Source organism: Bacillus sp. AFS015802 (genome assembly GCF_002561455.1).
Taxonomy (GTDB): Bacteria; Bacillota; Bacilli; order Bacillales; family Bacillaceae_B; genus Rossellomorea.
The window spans coordinates 1-19,386 of sequence record NZ_NTUP01000074.1 but is presented as its reverse complement, the minus strand read 5'-3'; the positions used below and the strand labels follow the sequence as shown (position 1 = coordinate 19,386).

At 45.5% G+C, this 19,386-nt stretch carries 17 protein-coding genes and 1 other annotated feature; all 17 genes read right to left on the bottom strand.

Features of this window, described 5'->3' with window-relative positions; genetic code table 11:
- Positions 1-22 precede the first annotated feature (22 nt).
- Positions 23-1,954 carry a threonine--tRNA ligase gene (gene thrS / locus CN378_RS21850; protein WP_098354616.1) on the bottom strand — a complete coding sequence of 644 codons (1,932 nt, stop codon included), beginning with the start codon at positions 1,952-1,954 and terminating at the stop codon, positions 23-25.
- 58 nt (positions 1,955-2,012) lie between these two features.
- Positions 2,013-2,267: a binding site (T-box leader), on the bottom strand.
- 52 nt (positions 2,268-2,319) lie between these two features.
- On the bottom strand, positions 2,320-3,186 hold the full coding sequence (locus tag CN378_RS21845; RefSeq protein ID WP_098354615.1) for a putative sporulation protein YtxC: 867 nt from the start codon (positions 3,184-3,186) through the stop codon (positions 2,320-2,322).
- 249 nt (positions 3,187-3,435) lie between these two features.
- Positions 3,436-3,627 (bottom strand): hypothetical protein, encoded by a 192-nt coding sequence (locus tag CN378_RS22385; RefSeq protein WP_142323651.1) that lies wholly within the window; start codon positions 3,625-3,627, stop codon positions 3,436-3,438.
- A gap of 98 nt (positions 3,628-3,725) precedes the next feature.
- A complete protein-coding gene (gene dnaI, locus CN378_RS21840; protein WP_098354614.1) occupies positions 3,726-4,658 on the bottom strand; it encodes a primosomal protein DnaI in 933 nt (310 codons plus the stop codon).
- Between the two features lie 12 nt (positions 4,659-4,670).
- Complete coding sequence (locus tag CN378_RS21835; RefSeq protein ID WP_098354613.1) at positions 4,671-6,056, bottom strand: replication initiation and membrane attachment family protein; 1,386 nt, start codon at positions 6,054-6,056, stop codon at positions 4,671-4,673.
- A gap of 67 nt (positions 6,057-6,123) precedes the next feature.
- Positions 6,124-6,579 (bottom strand): transcriptional regulator NrdR, encoded by a 456-nt coding sequence (nrdR, locus tag CN378_RS21830; protein ID WP_034757001.1) that lies wholly within the window; start codon positions 6,577-6,579, stop codon positions 6,124-6,126.
- Between the two features lie 82 nt (positions 6,580-6,661).
- Positions 6,662-7,042: a cytosolic protein gene (locus CN378_RS21825; RefSeq protein ID WP_098354612.1), complete on the bottom strand. Its 381-nt coding sequence runs from the start codon at positions 7,040-7,042 to the stop codon at positions 6,662-6,664.
- 131 nt (positions 7,043-7,173) lie between these two features.
- A complete protein-coding gene (gene speD, locus CN378_RS21820; RefSeq protein ID WP_098354611.1) occupies positions 7,174-7,554 on the bottom strand; it encodes an adenosylmethionine decarboxylase in 381 nt (126 codons plus the stop codon).
- Between the two features lie 351 nt (positions 7,555-7,905).
- Positions 7,906-8,934, bottom strand: a complete 1,029-nt coding sequence (locus CN378_RS21815; RefSeq protein ID WP_098354610.1) for a glyceraldehyde-3-phosphate dehydrogenase — start codon at positions 8,932-8,934, stop codon at positions 7,906-7,908.
- Between the two features lie 567 nt (positions 8,935-9,501).
- Positions 9,502-10,107 (bottom strand): dephospho-CoA kinase, encoded by a 606-nt coding sequence (gene coaE / locus CN378_RS21810; protein ID WP_098354609.1) that lies wholly within the window; start codon positions 10,105-10,107, stop codon positions 9,502-9,504.
- A 26-nt stretch (positions 10,108-10,133) separates the two neighbouring features.
- Positions 10,134-10,766 (bottom strand): sporulation membrane protein YtaF, encoded by a 633-nt coding sequence (gene ytaF / locus CN378_RS21805; protein WP_098354608.1) that lies wholly within the window; start codon positions 10,764-10,766, stop codon positions 10,134-10,136.
- A gap of 68 nt (positions 10,767-10,834) precedes the next feature.
- Entirely contained in the window at positions 10,835-11,656 is an 822-nt protein-coding gene (gene mutM / locus CN378_RS21800) for a DNA-formamidopyrimidine glycosylase (protein WP_098354607.1), read from the bottom strand.
- Between the two features lie 24 nt (positions 11,657-11,680).
- Positions 11,681-14,311, bottom strand: coding sequence for a DNA polymerase I (polA, locus tag CN378_RS21795; protein ID WP_098354606.1), 2,631 nt, complete (start codon positions 14,309-14,311; stop codon positions 11,681-11,683).
- A 154-nt stretch (positions 14,312-14,465) separates the two neighbouring features.
- A complete protein-coding gene (hflC, locus tag CN378_RS21790) occupies positions 14,466-15,401 on the bottom strand; it encodes a protease modulator HflC (RefSeq protein WP_098354605.1) in 936 nt (311 codons plus the stop codon).
- On the bottom strand, positions 15,394-16,356 hold the full coding sequence (gene hflK / locus CN378_RS21785) for an FtsH protease activity modulator HflK (protein WP_098354604.1): 963 nt from the start codon (positions 16,354-16,356) through the stop codon (positions 15,394-15,396). Before hflK ends, hflC begins: the two co-directional genes overlap by 8 nt.
- Positions 16,357-16,688: 332 nt before the next feature.
- Positions 16,689-18,461: a two-component system histidine kinase PnpS gene (gene pnpS / locus CN378_RS21780; protein WP_098354603.1), complete on the bottom strand. Its 1,773-nt coding sequence runs from the start codon at positions 18,459-18,461 to the stop codon at positions 16,689-16,691.
- Positions 18,458-19,177: a response regulator transcription factor gene (locus tag CN378_RS21775; protein WP_098354602.1), complete on the bottom strand. Its 720-nt coding sequence runs from the start codon at positions 19,175-19,177 to the stop codon at positions 18,458-18,460. Before CN378_RS21775 ends, pnpS begins: the two co-directional genes overlap by 4 nt.
- Between the last annotated feature and the right edge of the window lie 209 nt (positions 19,178-19,386).

Genomic DNA, 19,386 nt, shown 5'->3' with positions numbered 1-19,386 from the left:
GAGGTCCGTCCCTCATCCGATTTTATCGATTCGCTTCTTTTGTGATGTGGCCAATGAATTCATCAAGGGAGATAGTTTCGGATTTTTGCTCTCCGTATTTACGGACGTTGACGGCCGTTTCCTTGATTTCATTGTCTCCCACCACAAGCATGTAAGGAACTTTACTCATCTGTGCTTCACGGATCTTGTAACCGATCTTTTCATTACGGTCATCGATATCCACACGAAGTCCTTCAGCCTGAAGCTTTTCTTTCACTTCTTTCGCGTAGTCGAAGTGAACATCCGGAGAAACCGGGATCACCTGAACCTGCGTTGGAGCGAGCCATGTCGGGAATGCTCCTTTGTATTCTTCGATCAGGAAGGCCACGAAGCGTTCCATAGTGGAAACAACCCCACGGTGGATAACAACCGGACGGTGCTGCTTCCCGTCTTCTCCAACGTAAGTCAGATCAAAGCGCTCTGGAAGTAAGAAGTCCAATTGAACTGTGGATAATGTTTCTTCTTTCCCCAATGCCGTTTTCACTTGAACGTCCAGTTTAGGGCCGTAGAATGCCGCTTCCCCTTCTGCTTCGAAGTACTCGACATCCAGCTCATCCATCGCTTCCTTGATCATGCCCTGTGCACGGTTCCACATCTCATCGTCATCAAAGTACTTCTCAGTATCTTCAGGATCACGATACGAAAGACGGAACGAATAGTCATTCAGATCAAAGTCTTTGTATACTTCTTGAACAAGGCGTACAACACGCTTGAACTCTTCCTTGATTTGGTCGGGACGCACGAAGATATGGGCATCATTCAGAGTCATCCCGCGTACACGCTGCAGGCCAGAAAGGGCTCCAGACAATTCGTAACGGTGCATCGTGCCAAGCTCAGCAATACGGATCGGAAGCTCACGGTAGCTGTGGATGCCGTTTTTGTAAATCATCATATGGTGCGGGCAGTTCATCGGGCGAAGGACAAGATCTTCATTATCCATCTCCATGACAGGGAACATGTTCTCCTGATAGTGATCCCAGTGACCGCTTGTTTTGTAAAGTTCTACGCTACCCATGATTGGAGTGTAGACGTGGTCATAGCCCAGACGCTCTTCTTTATCCACGATGTAACGTTCGATGATGCGGCGGATCGTCGCACCTTTAGGAAGCCACATCGGCAGTCCTTGTCCCACTTTTTGCGAGTTCATGAATAGGTTCAATTCTTTCCCGATCTTACGGTGATCACGCTCTTTCGCTTCTTCTAAAAGGCGAAGATGCTCCTCAAGATCTTCTTTATTGAAGAACGCGGTACCGTAAATACGTTGAAGCATTTTATTATCGCTGTTCCCGCGCCAGTAAGCACCGGCAATGCTCAGCAGCTTGAATTCTTTGATTTTATTCGTAGACGGGATGTGGACCCCACGGCAAAGGTCGAAGAATTCACCTTGCTCGTAAATGGAAACCTGCTCCCCTGCAGGAATGGCTTCAAGGAGTTCAAGCTTGTACTCGTCTCCGATTTCCTCATACATTTTCTGCGCCTCGTCGCGGCTGACTTCTTTACGGATCACTTCCAGGTTTTCACCTGTGATCTTCTTCATTTCCTTCTCGATCACCGGAAGATCCTCCGGAGTGAACGAATGCTCTGAATCGATATCGTAATAGAATCCGCCTTCAATGACCGGACCGATCCCTAGCTTCGTTTCTGGATATAAACGTTTGATGGCCTGTGCCATTAAATGGGCGGTACTGTGACGAAGGACTTCAAGGGCATCCGCTGATGGAGCCGTCACGATTTCAATTGCTCCATCTTCTTGAATTCCTGTACGCAGGTCGATCATTTCACCATTTATTTTTCCAGCCAGCGCCTTCTTCTTCAGTCCCGGACTGATGGACGCAGCAATCTCTTCTGTTGTCGTACCCTTTGGAAACTCCTTGACATTTCCATCAGGGAACTGCATTTTCACTACTTCTGACATGTGATTTCACTCCTTAAAATATCGTTATAAAACATAAAAAACCCCGCCCCTTCACGTTTGAAGGGACGAGGTTAATAAGTAAACTCGTGGTTCCACCCAACTTCTCACTGTCTTGGTTTTAAAGACAATGACTTCATTGAAAACGAATAACGACATTTAGCCGTCAATCATTACTGTGAATCCTTTATGATTCCGTTCATGATTGAAGTTCCGAGGTGGTAAATATCACTACCGAATTAGGAAGCTTGCAGCCAAATGACTTCCCTCTCTGTGAATGGAATAGGAATATTGTTGTCCTCATCATAACCTTTATTTATTGACTTATTATGTAGGTATTATAATCGGTTATGTGTCGAAAAGCAAGCCTATTCACTTGCGATATCCCACGAAGGATACAGAAGCGTGTCGGGAAAATAATTCAACGGCAAAAGCTCGATCCGTTCTTCAAAAATATTCTGAAGGGTCCTGACCAATTGATGGTCCCCATTCCCATACACGTGGATCTTCCGTGGGGCAAGGGACAATAATGGGGCGATGGTGTACGAATCCACATATAAAGGGTGATTGGTCAGGAGCCGTTTATCAATCGCCTTCGTCAGGTCCTGCCGGGTCAGCTCTTTCATGTCTTCATCAAAGAAACGGAAACCATATCCAGTCGAGTAAAGATGAATCGTGAGCACCTTCTGCTCCCTGGACGCAAGATACTCCCGGAGCATATGCACGAACATCTGATATTCCTGTTCCATCTTATATTCATCGATGGCCAGGTCCACCATCAGGAGCAGCCTCTCCTCCAGCTTCTTCAGCCTGAACTTACTGAACGAGTCGAATGATATGGGCGCCTTCCCTTCCAACAAATGTTCCAGGCTGTCACGAACGTATCCCCCTTCGTCCCATTCGCCGATCAGCTCGATCAATTCGGGCCGCTCCCCCATCCTCATCTCTGATACGATTTCTAAAATCTGATTGATTTCATCACTATCTTCATAGAAATAATTTTCCCTCAGGACTGATTCGGACCAGTCCATGCATTTATCATTCAAGACAAAGCGGGTCACCCCGTTGAACAGTTTTTCTCTCTCCTTGAAAAAGGGGGAGACCTCTATCGTCAAATTATAGTGCCTTTTATGTTGAAAGAGCGTTTCATGGAACCATGATTGGATGAACTCTTTATTGAGGTATTCTTGAAGCTTTATCGCATCACTTTTTTGCTTGAAAATAAATTCAATCAAACTTTCTCGCCTCCTTAAACCCAATTCCCTGATTTATATATATGGGAGGCTTGTATAAATTAGAAGTTGATGAGGGAATTTCTTTTTTGTAAGGGGTGGTGCTTTATACGTAATGGTGAAGAGATCGGTCGGTTATGAGGATGATGGGGTATTGGTTTGACGAAACCCGATGGTCGGTTCGTTGATTTTTGTGAGTTTGAGGTGGTATGGTCGTTTGTTGGGGTTATTTGTCGGGTTTCAGGTCGGTGGTTAGGACGATGTGGGCAGTTTAACGTGGTTTTGGTTGTTGGTGTAGTTATCCAGACCAATTTGGCGTTGAATCCTCCCTACCGTTGCAATAAATCCAGCCGATTTTGCCGATAATCCGGCCGTTTTGGACGAGAATCCAGCGGAAATCCCGCTTAATCCAGCCGCTTCCTGTAATAATCCAGCCGAAAGCACACAGAATCCAGCTTTTTTCCAATAATCGGAAACACAATCACATACCACCCAACCAAAAAAAAGAGAGGATCATCGCAAGCAATCACCTCTCTTTCAACCTATTCTCTTCGATTACGCCCATCAATCAACACAGGCTTGGACAGATATTTGATCCGCTCCATGATCCGTGCAGCCTTCAGCTTCTCTTCTTCCCCGCGCTGACTGTACGTCAGATGATGAGTCAGCTCGTTGAAGTTGAAGTTGGAAGTGAAGAAGGTCGGCAGATTCTCAAGCATCCGGTACTGGAGGATCGTTCCGAGGATTTCATCCCTTCCCCAGCTGGACATCGTTTCCGCGCCGATATCATCCAGCATGAGGATCGGTGCCGATTTCACCATCTCAAGCTTTTCATTTACCGTATTATCACCGAGTGATTGTTTGATCTCCCTGAAGAACTCGGGAACATACACGATAAGAGAGCCGATCTTTTTCTCGGCGAGTTCATTGGCCATGGCCCCTAACAGATAGGATTTGCCCACCCCGAACTTCCCATAAAAATAGAGGCCCTTCATTTTTGTGCCTTCCGTATAGGTCTCGACGAAATTTTTCGCCAAACGCACAGCTTCCAGGCGGCTTTTCGAATCAAGGTCGAGGGTCTGGAAGGATGCTTGTAAAATATCCTTTGGCACATACAGGCTTTTGATCAATCGCTGGGCACTCGTTCTCTCATCATGGATGACTTTACGCGGGCAGCGGTGGTAATCGATGTCGATGGTGTTCCCCCTGATCACCAGATGGGGGTCATAGCCTTGCATCATGTTTTTACATTCCTGCAATGAAGGGCAGTACCGGCACTCCTTGCTTTGGGAAATGTATTCATACAGCTTCATCAGGCTTTCGTTGACCATTTCAGTTGTTACAAGGCCTTCGTTCCTCCGGATAAAGTCTTTTACGTCATTGTTTTCTAAAATCTCTTTTTTCATTTGTTCATATCTCTGTTGAAACGAACCAGAAGTCGCCAACCTTTTTAAGGTGTTATTGATTCTCTCCACCGTATTGTTCACCTACTTCCGAAAATTTTTAAGCTCTTCCTCGAGTTTTTTCTTTTCAGCTTCGAAATCGTATTCGTCAGAAGAGGCATCGGCTTCGTTCGACGTTTCCTCTTCCTTGAACCACTCAGGAAGTTTCTCTGTGCGGATCGGCTTTCTCCGCCTGTTCGATTTGGTTTCCTTTTTCCCCTCAGCCCACTCAAGATACTGCTTGTGTTCCTTTTTCGCCAGATTCATCGCTTCGCTTGCCGAGGTCACTTTTTTCCTGGACCAGTGGGAGGCAATCTTCTCCATGTATCCCTTTGTCAGTTTCATGTCGGTTTTTAACAGCACATATTGGACCAGCACATTCATGACGCCGATCGGCAGCTTCTGTGACATGAGCACTTCTTCAACCGCCTGGAGATCCGCCTTTGAAGGAGATCCGCCATTGGAAATGTCCGATAATACATCCTTCGGGGACGTTGTTTCCAGGTATTCAATGAGCTCTTCTTCCTTGGAGAGCGGTTTATCCCGTGGGGCAGGTTGTTTCGTTTCCATTCTCGCAGTCAAGTCAGGCAGTTGATCACCTGTCTGCATGCCATACCAGTCCCGGGCGGTTTTTCGTAACAATTCGATATCGATCGTATCGTCCGCATCCAGTGAGCTTAGTACGATATTCTTCATTTGAAGAGGATCGATCCCGTACAGATAGCTCAGTTTCAATACGGTTTCCTTCACTTTTGGCGTAAAGGCTTTGCGCGGGACCATGGATTCGGATAACCCGGACAGTAACAGTTGAAAATCGAAATCGACTTCGTCCAGGGCAAGTCCATCATTCTTGCCGTATTTCATATATTGTTCACCAGACGCGGTTTCGGAATCCATATTCGCATCATGGTGTAGAAAATTAATTTGTTCCGACCTAAAGACATCCTGAAAAGAACGGGTAATGTTGGTGTACTGATGTTTATCAGCAGACACATCCGTGAAAAATTTCTTCAAACGGAGATAATGAGTCCTCCCGATCTTCCGGTATAAATACACATTCAGCATGCCATCGTGAAAGAATTCCTGCGGCGATAAAGGCGGCTGCAGTTCATAAAGAAAACGGCGCTCTTCATGGTCCTTTTTCTCAAAGGTCTTCAACAACCCGATCCCTTCAAGCTTCATCCGTGCCTCATAGACATCCTGAAGATTGACCGAAAGAACGTTCATCAGATGATAATGGGTGGATTCGGTCGACCACAGCCGATTTTCCTCCACTTCGCCCCAAAGACTCATATAGAGGCTGTAGCAAACGGAACCGATCAGTGGCTGGTATAGAAATGTGATGATTTTCCGGTCATATTCCTGAAGCATCCCATGGGTCCCTACCGTGTAATGATCGATTGGCTGTATTTCATTCCAATGCTTCTTCATAGCGTGATTCTACCTTTCAATACATAAAGAGAAAAGAGCTAAAGAATACCATCTTCAGCTCATTCTTCTACTCTTTTTTGATTAATTCTTTCAATTCATCTATAAATACATTGATATCTTTAAACTGTCGATATACGGATGCAAAACGGACATATGCCACTTCATCTACTTTGGCAAGGTGATCCATGACCATCTCACCGATCTTCACGGATTCCACTTCAGAGGCACCCTGATTACGAAGGTCCTTTTCAATATCCGTGGAGATCTTTTCTAATCTTTCAAGAGGAACCGGGCGCTTCTCACAGGCCTTGATCAATCCTCTTAAAATCTTTTCTCGACTAAACTCTTCTCTTACCCCTTCTTTTTTCACCACAATTAAAGGAAGCTCTTCAACCTTCTCAAAGGTCGTGAAGCGAAACGTGCATTCTTCACATTCTCTTCTTCTCCTGATCGAACGTCCTTCATCAGCAGGCCGGGAGTCGACCACTCGGGTACCATTATGCTGGCAAGACGGGCATTTCATAATATCAGCTCCGTTATTACATACTATTACTTTCATCATATAAAAAAGCTGCGACATACACAAGCTTCTATGGGATTTACCGTTATTTCACTTTCCTCAATTCGCTGTCAAGCTTCTGATAATAATGGCAGATCTGCGCTTTTAACACCGTATATGTACCAAAGATCTTCCCTTTGTCTGCACTCACCTTGAAATCGACTGCCGTTTCAAGCGGCCTCACCGTAATGACCGTGGCCACGATGAATAATTGAGGCGTTCCGTTTTTCCGGACCGTGATTTCCCCTCTGTCCTTGGACTGGGAAATCACCTCATACTCCGACGATGAGAATAATTCCAGTACCGCATTAAATACACCTTGGTGCATCGATTTATAATAGTGTGATTGCAGCTCTTTATCTTCATGCTGATCGGACGTTTCACACTCCGATTGAAATCGCTTTAACAGGGTACGTATTCCACTCATATCAAGTTCCTCCCTTTAGTTACCCTTATTTTACACGAAAAGGCAAGATTGAAAAACCCATAAGTGCACCTGCGAAGGCGCGAAAAAAAAGAGATGCATGAATTCACGCATCTCTTCTGAGTTATTATCGATTAAAGGGCTTGAGCCTGGGACTTCTTCATTTGTACAGGACCCATTCCACGCGGCAATTCAATCGTTTCGCGTGTGTCAGCACCAAGAGCATCTGCAATATATTCAGCTGCGATATTAGGATCTAAATCGCCGCACGTATATACATCAATACTGGCATAACCATGTTCAGGAAAACTGTGGATAGTTAAGTGTGATTCAGAAATGATCACGACTCCACTCACACCTTGAGGAGCAAATTTATGGAAAGCTACCTCACGCACTTCTGCACCTGACTTAAGCGCAGCATCTACGAATGTTTTCTCAATTCCTACTACATCGTTTAATTTTTCAAAATCGCAACCCCATAATTCCGAGATTACATGACGACCCATTGTTTCCATTTTCGTATTTCCCCCTTTGACATAATTTTTTTCGTCAAAATGAACGAATCCTTTGGCAAAATCTTAACTACCACGGGGGAAAGTTAGTCCGAAGAGGTCCTAACCCTTTAAGTAGTTAAATCAGTATTCATTTGCTAATAAGAAGTTCACGAAAAATAGTATACTTTGTTTAAATCTCTTTTGCAATAAATTTTTACAAACTTTTTTTAGTGGGGTTGTCAGGATGAACTCCCCCCGGCCCCTCCTTTTGTAAAAATAACAAATTTCACGAAGATAGTCTAATCATAAGAAAAGAACGCACCCGAAAAAGGTACGTTCTAGCGATTTGATTTATTGTTTATATTGGTTCTTTCAAACGTTGACTTCTTGTTTGGCGTTCATTTTGTTGGCGACGAATTTAGCCAGGTCCACGACGCGGCATGAGTAGCCCCATTCGTTGTCATACCAGGCCAATACCTTCACTTTTCGGCTGCCCATCACCATGGTGGACAAACCGTCGATGATCGCGGAATGAGGATTTGTATTGAAGTCGATCGACACCAATGGTTCTGTCGTGTATTGAAGCACACCGTGCAGGGAACCAAGGGATGCCGTGATGAATGCATCATTGATTTCCTCGACGGTTACGTCTCTTTTTACATCCACGACCAGATCCACTAATGACACGTTCGGAGTCGGCACACGCAGCGCCATTCCGTGAAGCTTCCCGCTTAATTGTGGCAGGACCAATGATAATGCTTTTGCAGCACCAGTCGTTGTCGGGATGATCGATTGCCCGCACGCTCTCGCTCTTCGTAAGTCCTTATGAGGATTATCGATATTTTTTTGATCGTTCGTGTAAGCATGGACCGTCGTCATGAGACCGTTTTCAATTCCAAACTGCTCATCCAGCACTTTCGCTACAGGAGCCAGACAGTTCGTCGTGCAGGAAGCATTGGAAATGACGCTGTGTTCTTCTATATTTAATGCGCTTTCATTTACGCCCATCACAATGGTAACGTCTTCATTTTTACCCGGGGCCGTCAGGATGACTTTTTTCGCTCCTGCTTCTAAGTGAAGGCTCGCTTTGTCTTTTGAATTGAATTTCCCCGTCGCTTCGATGACGATATCGATGTTCAGTTCATTCCAAGGTAATGCTTTGGGATCACGATTGCTTAATAGCAGGACACGTTTGCCGTTGACGATGAGTGCATCGTCCTCTGTCACGACATCCGCCTGGAATGTACCATGATTTGTGTCATACTTTATTAAATGAGCTAACGTTTCAGCCGGGTAGCTTGCGTTAATGGCTACAACCTCTAAGTTATCCTCTAATATCGCTTTTCTGAAAACCATTCTTCCAATACGTCCAAAACCATTGATTGCAATTTTCGCCTTCATAAATCCGGCTCCCCTCTATATTAATGTTATACTTATATGTTTATTTGCTAAAAATAGTATAACATATTTGGAGAATTAGTTAATAAGTATTTTGCGGATTTTAAATGTTTTATAATTCTGACAAATAGGCTTATTGTATGTATATTTTTGTGGTTTGGAAACATACTTGATTTCAAATGTTGACGGTTAATAATTTGACGGGGCATGTGCTGGTTGAGTTCCACTCCAGGTTGCTCGCTTTCCGCGGGGTGGGCGGTGAGCCTCCTCGGCTTTAGCGGGGTCTCACCTGTCCAGCTCCGGCGGCTAGCCCCTCGAGGTCATAAGCTAAATGGCCCATGAAGGCAAAGAACGCCTTCCCGTTCCATTCATCTTATGCTTGTCGGGTCTGAACAAGCCGCCTCCGCTTTTCGAACTGTCCCACGTTTCCCGCAGGAGTCGAGCAGCCTTCCGTTACACTCAACATGAATATTATGACGGTACCAATAATTGATATCAGATCATTCCAATACTCTAACCCTCTTAGACAAAATAAAACCGACAAGGGTTTCTTGTCGGTCATTTGTGATGTTATGGTTGCAGGTCCCATTCTGTTAATAGTGCTTCGAGTTGTTCTTTTGTCTCATGCAGTGATCCGTTGTTGTCGATGACTGCGTCGGCGAGGTTGACTTTGTCTTTGAGTGGGAACTGGGATGCGATTCGTGCTTCTGCATCTTCACGGTTGAGATGGTTCCGTTCCATTAGACGTGTCAGCTGTGTTTCTTCGTTCACGAATATGACCAGGGTGCGCTCCACCATCCAGGTCAGGTCGCTTTCGAATAGTAACGGGATATCCATGAAAATCGTGTTTTTCCCGGATGCGATGGCTTCATCCTTGTGCTGAAGCATCATGGTCCTGACAGCTGGATGGACGATGCTATTGAGTTTTTTCCTTTTTTCTTCAGAGTTGAAAATGATTTGACCGAGTTTTTCCCGATTGATGGTTGGATCGTTTTCGTGCAGGATACGTTCACCAAATTCCTCGACGATTGCAAGGTAAGCCGGCTGGCCGACTTCTACGACCATACGGGCAGCCAGATCTGCATCGATTATCGTATATCCTTTTTCATGTAACATGGTGGAAATGGTACTCTTACCACTCGCGATCCCACCTGTTAATCCTATAATAGTTGCCATGATCGTATCCTTTCTTCCACCAGCTGCTAAAACCGCAGGATCCCGATCAGGATGAGCAAGACTCCCGGAAGAAACGAGACGCGGTGAATCCAGCGCAGATGCGAGAAGAATTCCCCCATCTTCAATCCCGAGAATAAGAAGGTAAAGCTCATCACAAAGATCGCTAGGGTAAGCATCACTGGCGAGAAATGTAATAAGGCGGCACCGATTCCGGCACCGAAGGCATCGAGTGACAGGGCGATCCCCAGCATGAATGCTTCGATCCCGGTAATCGTACCCGATTTATCAAAGTCCGCCGTCAGCGGCCTTCTTAATATTTGTATCACCAAACCTATGGATTTGATTTCAAAATTGATCAGTGTTTTTTCGTGTGATAACACCGTTTCCTTTTCCGGTCTGAAGAACTGGTAAAGAACGGCTGCGCCAATCACGACAAGGATCAGTCCGCCGATCCTACCTGCCCAGACCGTGGTGATGATGGACCCGATGGTTTGACCGAGTAGCATGGCCAGCAATAAAGAGCTCGCTGAACAGATCGAAATGATGCTGATTGATTTTGTAGGGATTTTCACTTTTCGCAATCCATAAGTTAAACCGGTGCTAAAACTATCGAGACTCACAGCAAACGCCAGCAGTAATAAGGAGATTGTTTCACTCATCTAATAGCCCTCCCAAAAATCATTACAATACTATATGGTAAGGGCTTATCAAATGTTAAACGTTCTTTCTACCGCTGACAGCGGGGACAATAATGAGTCCCTCTCCCTGCTGAGACTTTCTTCTCGATGGGGGTGCCGCAGTTTCGGCACGGCTCATCTTTTCTGCTATAAACATACAGGTTCTGTTGGAACATCCCCATTTGTCCTTGGGAATTCACATACGACCGGATCGTGCTCCCGCCCATGTCGACGGCTTCGGTCAGGGTGTGGACGATCTCCCGGTGCAGCCCCTCGATCTCTTTTTCAGACAGGGACTTGGACTTTCGGTCGGGATGTATCCCTGCACGGAATAGGGCTTCATCCACATAGATGTTCCCGAGGCCGACAAGGACCGTCTGATCCAGTAACGCAGCTTTCACGATCCGTTCCGTCCTGCTGAGCTTTTCTGTCAAATAGTCCGCCGTGAACTCAGGTTGAAAAGGCTCGGGTCCCAGCTGAAGGAGGGGAAGCTGCAGCAGTTCCTCCCCCTTCTTGAAAAGATGCATCGTTCCAAACTTCCGGACATCACGGTATCTCAGCTCCGTACCGTCCGTAAAGTGAAAGATCACATGGGTATGTTTTTCAATGGGATCATGCTGATCTGCCAGATTGTACTTCCCTTCCATTCTCAAATGAGAAACAAGGGCAACATCATCGCAATAAAAGATCAAGAATTTCCCTCTTCTTCGCATTTCGAGAATTTCCTGGCCTCTCAAGCTATGAATGAACTCTTCCGTTTCAGCGTGTTTGACCATTTTCGGCCAAAAGACGCTGACGTCCTTGATTTTCTTACCCAGGATCAGGTGTTCCAATGTTCTTCTGACCGTTTCTACTTCAGGCAGCTCAGGCATTGTGCCACCTCCTTCTATATAGAACTACTTCGCGTCGTACCATGTTTGTCCGTATGAGTAATCAACTTTCAATGGAACCTCAAGCTCCATCGCGTTTTCCATCACTTCAGGCACGATTTTCTTCAACATTTCGATTTCATCCTCAGGCGCTTCAAAAATCAATTCATCATGCACCTGTAACAACATTCTGGATTGAAGATTCTCTTCCTTCAACCGGGCAGCCATGTCGATCATGGCTTTCTTGATGATATCTGCTGCACTTCCCTGGATCGGTGTATTCATCGCTGTACGTTCTGCAAAGCTTCGCAAATTGAAATTACGGCTCGTGATTTCAGGAAGGTAACGGCGGCGATTCATCAGAGTTGTCACATACCCTTTCTGTTTCGCATCCTGGACGATATCATCCATGTATTCTTTCACGCCGGGGAAGCTTTCCAGGTACTTCTTAATGAATTCCCCTGCTTCTTTACGCGTAATGTCAAGGCTTTGGGACAGTCCGTAATCACTGATCCCATAGACGATTCCGAAGTTGACGGCTTTTGCATGCCTTCTCATATTGGACGTGACCTCGTCCTTCTCCACTCCAAAGACGTCCATCGCGGTTTTCGTATGGATATCCATATCGTTACGGAAGGCTTCAACCAATTTCTCGTCTCCTGCGATATGGGCAAGGACCCGCAGTTCGATTTGAGAATAGTCGGCAGCGAACATGACCCATCCCTTCTCAGAAGGAATGAACGCCTGACGGATCTTTCTCCCTTCTTCAAGGCGGATCGGGATGTTTTGAAGATTCGGATCCGTTGAACTCAGTCGACCCGTTTGTGTAAGGGCCTGGTTGAAACGCGTATGGATTTTGCTTGAATCTTGATGCACGACCTTCAATAACCCTTCCAGATAAGTCGATTGTAACTTCCCTAACTGACGGTAATGGAGGATATGATCAATGATCTCATGCTTCGATTGCAGCTTTTCCAAAACGTCTGCCGAAGTGGAGTATCCCGTCTTTGTTTTCTTCACAACCGGCAGACCCAGTTTTTCAAACAGGATCACGCCGAGCTGCTTCGGAGAATTGATGTTGAAGCTTTCACCTGCCAGCTCGTGAATGTTCTTCTCCAGCTCTTCCAGGCGGAGGGCAAGTTCCTCCTTCATAGTCTGCAAACGCTCCTGGTCGACTTTCACTCCGGTGAATTCCATTTCGGCAAGAATGAGCGCAAGGGGTAATTCCAGCTCCATATACAAATCATAAAGATCGTTTTCTTCGAGCTCTTTCATGCAGGTGTCCTTCAACTCGTGAAGAATGACGGCCTTCCGTGCAAGGTGCTCGGATAAGACCTCAGTGGAAGGAACTTTCTGCTTGGCCCCTTTACCATACACCGCTTCATCCGACTCGATGGAAGGCTGACCATGGCCTTTTGCAATCGACGCAAAGTCCTCACTCGATTCAGAAGGGTTGATGATATAGGATCCCAACAGCAGATCGAATCCGATGCCTTTGATGTCGATCCCTTGCCGCTTCAGTGCAACAACCGTTTCTTTCGAATTGTACACATACTTCTCATTCGATTCGTCTTCTGCCCACTTCTTGAAGACTTCTGAATCCAATGCCGTGTCGAGGGTGAAAAAGATCGTCCCTTTCTCATTGTGAAGACTCATGCCGATGATGTCCCCAAGGTGATAATTCTCTTCCAGCATCTCGATGTAAAGGGAGCTTTCCCCTGAAAGATGCTCTTCTTGAATGGATTCCACCACTTCAAAGGAAATCTCATCAAGTTCCTCCGGCTCCTCTTGAGTGGATTCCCCCATTTTCTCAAGCAGGGAATTGAATCCGAGATCCCGGTACACTTCTTTCAGCTTTCCTTCATTCCAGCCTTCATAATTCAATTCTTCAACTGTAATCTCGATGGGAGCTTCCCGGAGAATCGTAGCCAGTTCTTTACTCATGATCGCCTGGTCCTTATTCTCTTCCAGCTTTTCTTTCAGTTTCTTTCCGCTTACCTGGTCAATGGATTCCAGAAGTTTTTCAAGGGAGTCGAATTCCTTCAGAAGCTTGATCGCCGTTTTCTCACCGACACCAGGGACCCCGGGGATGTTATCAGAGCTATCCCCCATCAGGCCTTTCATGTCAATGATCCGGTCAGGAGTGATTTCCCATTTTTCTTTTATGTGCTCAGGGGTGTATACTTCGATATCCGTGATCCCTTTTCGCGTGATGCACACCGTCGTATCCTTGGAGCTCAGCTGGGTTAAATCCTTATCCCCTGAGTATACCTTTACTTCGAAGCCGTCGGATTCCGCCTGCAGGGAAAGGGTTCCGATGATATCATCCGCTTCATAGTTTTCTTTTTCATAGCGTTTGATCCCGTAAGCATCCAACAGTTCACGGATATAAGGGAATTGCTCGGACAATTCCGGCGGGGTTTTCTGCCTGCCGCCTTTGTATTCTGTGAATGTTTTATGACGGAATGTCGTTTTTCCCGCATCAAAGGCCACGAGGATATGAGATGGTTTTTCGTCTTCCAGTATTTTTTGCAGCATGGTCGTGAAGCCATATACCGCGTTTGTATGTACGCCCTTGTCGTTGTTTAATAAAGGAAGGGCAAAGAATGCACGGTAAGCAATACTGTTACCGTCAATCAAGACTAATTTTTTGGACATGTAAGTACCTCCTGTAAAGGCTTCTGTTTCTATACCTTCATTCTATCATGTTGGGGAATGAAAGGAAAAACGGGGACCTTGTCGGATATGAATCCTTCTATAAAAAAAGAACCCTTGAAGAATGGTCACGACCACTCTCAAGAGTTTCTTCATGTTATTCCGTATACCCCATCAACAGCCTTGCATATGGGGAATCGGATGGTAAGATGATCACCGTTTTATCATCCACTGTTTTCTTATAGGTTTCAAGCGTCTTATACAAATCATAGAAGCTGGGATCTTTCGAGAAGGATTTGTTGTAAACCTGCGCGGCTTCAGCTTCTCCTTCGGCACGGATGACATTGGCATCCGCACCCGCTTTGGCAAGCAGCTCCTTCACTTCACGATCGGTCTCTGCCGTCACCCTTTGTTTCTCGGCATCCCCCATGGAGAGGTATTCCTGGGCTTTGGATTCACGTTCTGAAATCATCCGTGTATAGACGGAGTTTTCATTGGCTTCAGGCAGGTCCGTCCGCTTCATGCGGACATCCTGGACGACGATCCCGTATCCGTCCCGCTTCAATAATTCATTTACCTTGTCGGTTACTTTATCGTTCAAGCTTCCCCGTGAAGACTTCTCATCATTGATGATTTCGTCATACTCCAATTGCCCGAGCTCTGAGCGGACCACGGAGTAGATGAACTCTTCCATCTTTGTCTCGGCGTTGATCACCGTTCGGGCATTTTTGATCATTTTAAGGGGATCTTCAATCCGCCACACGGCATAGTTATCGATGAGCATCCGCTTTTTATCTTTTGTATTGATCTCGGCTTCTGTCACGTCGTATGTCATTTGATGCTTTGGAAGAGTGGTCACCGACTGGATGAATGGGATCTTGTATTTCAGACCGGGATCTTTATCGATCCTCACCACTTCCCCAAACTGACGGACGACTTTGTATTCACCCTCTTTGACAATGAATAGACTCGTAAACAGAAGAAGGAGAAGAGCGATGAGGATCACCAGAAAGATACCCAGTTTCGTATAACGCTTCCATTCGATCGGTTCTTTTTTCTTAGAATTGATGTCGAACACGTTTTGATCACTCATTCCCTTCACTTCCTTCCTGCTCCACTTTAGGAACCTGATTCTCCATCTGACGGATAGGGAAGTATTTCAGGGTTTCGCCGCTATCCTTCATAATATAGATTTCTGCATTTGGCAGAACATTTTCAAGGGTTTCCAGCACGAGACGCTTCCTTGTAATCTCAGGATTCGATTTATATTCATTGTAAAGCTTATCGAATACGGCTACATCTCCACGGGCCTGCTCCACACGTGCGATTTTATCCCCTTTGGCTTTTGAGATGATGGCATCCTTTTCACCTTGCGCTTCATTGGTTCGTTGATTACGATATTTCTTCGCTTCATTGATTTTCGTATTCATCGTTTCCCTTGCATCCGTAACGGCGGTGAAGGCTGAGCGCACCTCTGCATTCGGCAGCTCCACATCCTGTAATTTAACTGCGAGGATGGAAATACCGATATCGTAATCATCGATCAGCTCAGTCAGTAAATCCCTGACATCCGCCTCGATTTCGGCCTTACCCGACGTTAAGGCGTCATCGATCAATGAGCTTCCTATTATGCTTCTTAATGAAGATGAAGTCGCATCGTACAGGATTTCCTTTGGATTATCCGAGTTGAATAAATAGCTTTCCGGATCCGTGATTTTCCATTGAACGACGAGATCGGCAAGGACGATGTATTCATCTCCCGTGATCATTTTGGTTTCTTTCGGAAAGTCTTTGATCTTTCCGTCTTTTTCTTCATAACCAAACTGGAGACTGAAGGTTTCCTTTGACAGCACTTCCACGGATTGCATCGGCCACGGCATCTTGAAATGCAGCCCCGGCTCCACAACCGGTTCGCCCGCTTCCCCGAACGTCAGCACCAGTGCTTGTTCTGATTCATCCACGGTATACCAGGACGTGAGTAGTACAACAATTAGAATAATGGCTGCAAGCACCATTCCCGCTACCATATAAACACGCTTCAAACTCATATGGACCCTCCCTTTTCTATCTCTATATCTTATTTTCTGCTTACTAAGATATACGGGCGTAAGACAAAAAGGTTTCAAGAATATTAAGAGAAGATGACAGGTAATAAAGGTGTGGAAGATAGAATGGATTTTCAGCACAGGAGAAGGCAGCGCTTTCAAAAAATAAAAAGCGAAAAGACGAGAACGGGGTTGGTTCTCGCCTTTTCTTAACACCTTGGATGAAGGGGTTTCACTTAGTATCGTAACACCTTATTGTTAATTGGATTTAAACCTAATGTAAACTCAATGTAAAATAATCGTAAACATACTAAGGATTTCCTTCCAGTACACGCCTAATGGGATGACCATTTCTTATTTAATGTGACCGTGAATGTCGTTCCTTTATTCACTTCACTCTCCACTTCCACATTTCCCTCATGGGCTTCCATGATATGTTTGACGATGGCAAGGCCTAAGCCCGTTCCACCAGAGTTACGGCTCCTCGCTTTATCGACACGATAAAAGCGTTCAAAGATGCGGGGAAGTTCTTCAGGACTGATCCCCATCCCGTTATCCTTCACTCTGACAAACACATTGTCCGGATTTTCGTCTACCGTAATCTCCACGGTTCCGCCTTTTGGAGTATACACAATGGCATTGCTGATCAAGTTGATGAACACCTGTTTTAACCGGTAAGAATCGACTTCAGCCGTTCCCCTTGAATCAAAGGAGGTCTGAAGGGAGATGTTTTTCGATTTCGCTTTTTCCTGTAAAATCGGCATCACATCTTCAATCAGCCCTGCCACTTCCGCTTCTTGAATGGAGAGCTCGAATCCTTGCTTCTCGATTTTGGACAGTTCCAATAGGTCTTGGATCAGGGATTGAAGCCTGTCACTTTCCATCAGGATGATATCTAGAAACGATTTTAACGTATCGGGATCATTCATCGCCCCGTCCAGTAACGTTTCCGAGAATCCTTTGATGGAGGTGATCGGCGTTTTCAGCTCATGTGACACATTTGCGACAAAATCTTTCCGCATTTGTTCAAGCTTTTTGAGTTCCGTGATGTCATGGAATACGACAACGATCCCTTTCCATTCGTCATTGCTCCCGATGATAGGGGCACCGTACACTTCATAATGCTTTCGATCGAGTTTATGAGGAAGGAGGATCTGTTTCCTCAACCGTTCCTCTGTCATGAAGATTTCCTCCACAAGCTTATTCACTTCCTGATAGTGGATCACCTCATGGTACCGCACTTTCTTCAACTGACTTTCCTTCAAATTGAAGAACTCCCTGAATGTCCTGTTCGTCAATACGACAAAGCCGTTATGATCGATCAAAAGAAGGGCACTTCCCATGTTCTCGATCAGGGTCGTCAATCGATTTTGCTGCATGTCCTGGGCATTCACCATTTCCTGAAGATTCCTTGCCAGTATATTGATAGAGGTACTCAGCATACTCGTTTCATCCAGCCGGTCCTCATAGGTCCTCGCCCGGTAATTCCCCTTGGCGAGTTCGATCGCCACGTTGGTCGCGGATTCGATGGGCTTGGTATACCTCACAGTAATCCTTGAACCCAGTATGATAATGAGGACCAGGGCAAGGCCCAGTGATATGGACAACACAAACCAGATTTGCTGGGTCCCTTTTTCAATGGCTTCGACCTCGGTACTCATAATGAGCAGGCCCATCATTTCATCATTGGCACTTCGTAATGGATACCAATAATACCGATATTCTTTTCCTGAAGTGACGAGTTTTTTATGCTTCTGCTTGACATCCCAATTCTTTTGGATTTCCTGTATGACCCTCTTTTGCTGGGGACCGACCAATGATTCCAACGCTTCTGTATCATGAACCACTTTTCCGGTCTTGTCGACAATGGTAATCCTGACATCCAATATGTCACTCAATTCCTGGATCATATTCGGATTGATGTCTTTCGGTGTTCCATTTTCTTCAATGGAGCTTGCCAGCAACCTGGCCTCTTTCTGTACCCTAGAGTTAAACGTATCTAAATAAAAGTTCTTAAATATCTGGCCGAGAAGCAGCCCAAGTCCTATTAAGACAGCGATGATTAATGTAATTAGAGCAAAAAGAAGCTTTGTCCTAAATTTGGTCATCGATTTTTAGGCTCCTCCAATTTATATCCCAGACCCCGAATGGTCTTGATATAGGTAGGTTTTTTCGTATTGGATTCAATTTTTTCCCGGAGGTGGCTGATATGGACATCCACAATTCTCGTATCTCCGGCGAAATCATAGTTCCATACCGCACTCAAGAGCTGATCTCTCGTCAATACTCTGCCTTTGTTATCCGTCAGGTATAAGAGAAGCTCGAATTCCTTCGGTGTCAGTTCAAGCAATTCGCCCTGGAAATACGCCTCATATTGCTCAGGATACACCTTTAATTCCCCGACTTCCTTGTAATCGGTCGGTTCCTGGGCAGCCGGTTCCGCCGCTTCCTGAATGGCCTGGCTGCGTCTAAGGATCGCCTTCACCCGCGCCACCACTTCACGCGGGCTGAACGGCTTTGTCATATAGTCGTCTGCTCCAAGCTCCAGCCCAAGGACCTTATCAAATTCATCATCCTTGGCCGTTAACATCAGAATCGGAATATTAATCTTACGCTGCCGCAGCTCCTTACACACCTCGATCCCATCCATGGTAGGAAGCATCAGGTCGAGGATGATCAAATCAGGGGACTGTTCGATCGCCAGGTCCCTGCCCTCTTCGCCATCATGTGCCGTTGTAACCGAATAACCGGATTGCTCCAGATTGTACTTTAAGAGTGTTGCAATAGATTGTTCATCATCGACTACCAAGATTTTTTTGCTCATTTGTTGTGCCTCCATACAAAAGAAAATTAACCCCAACATCCAAACGTTATGTAATTGTACCTTCATTATAATATAAATCCCGGCGCTTACCATCATATTAAGAGATTTAACACTTTTTAGTTTTCTTCAACCTCTCGCTCTACTCTATTATATGATGCACCCCGACCTCTATTTCTATCATATTTATGCATAAAAAACTATCATGAGTT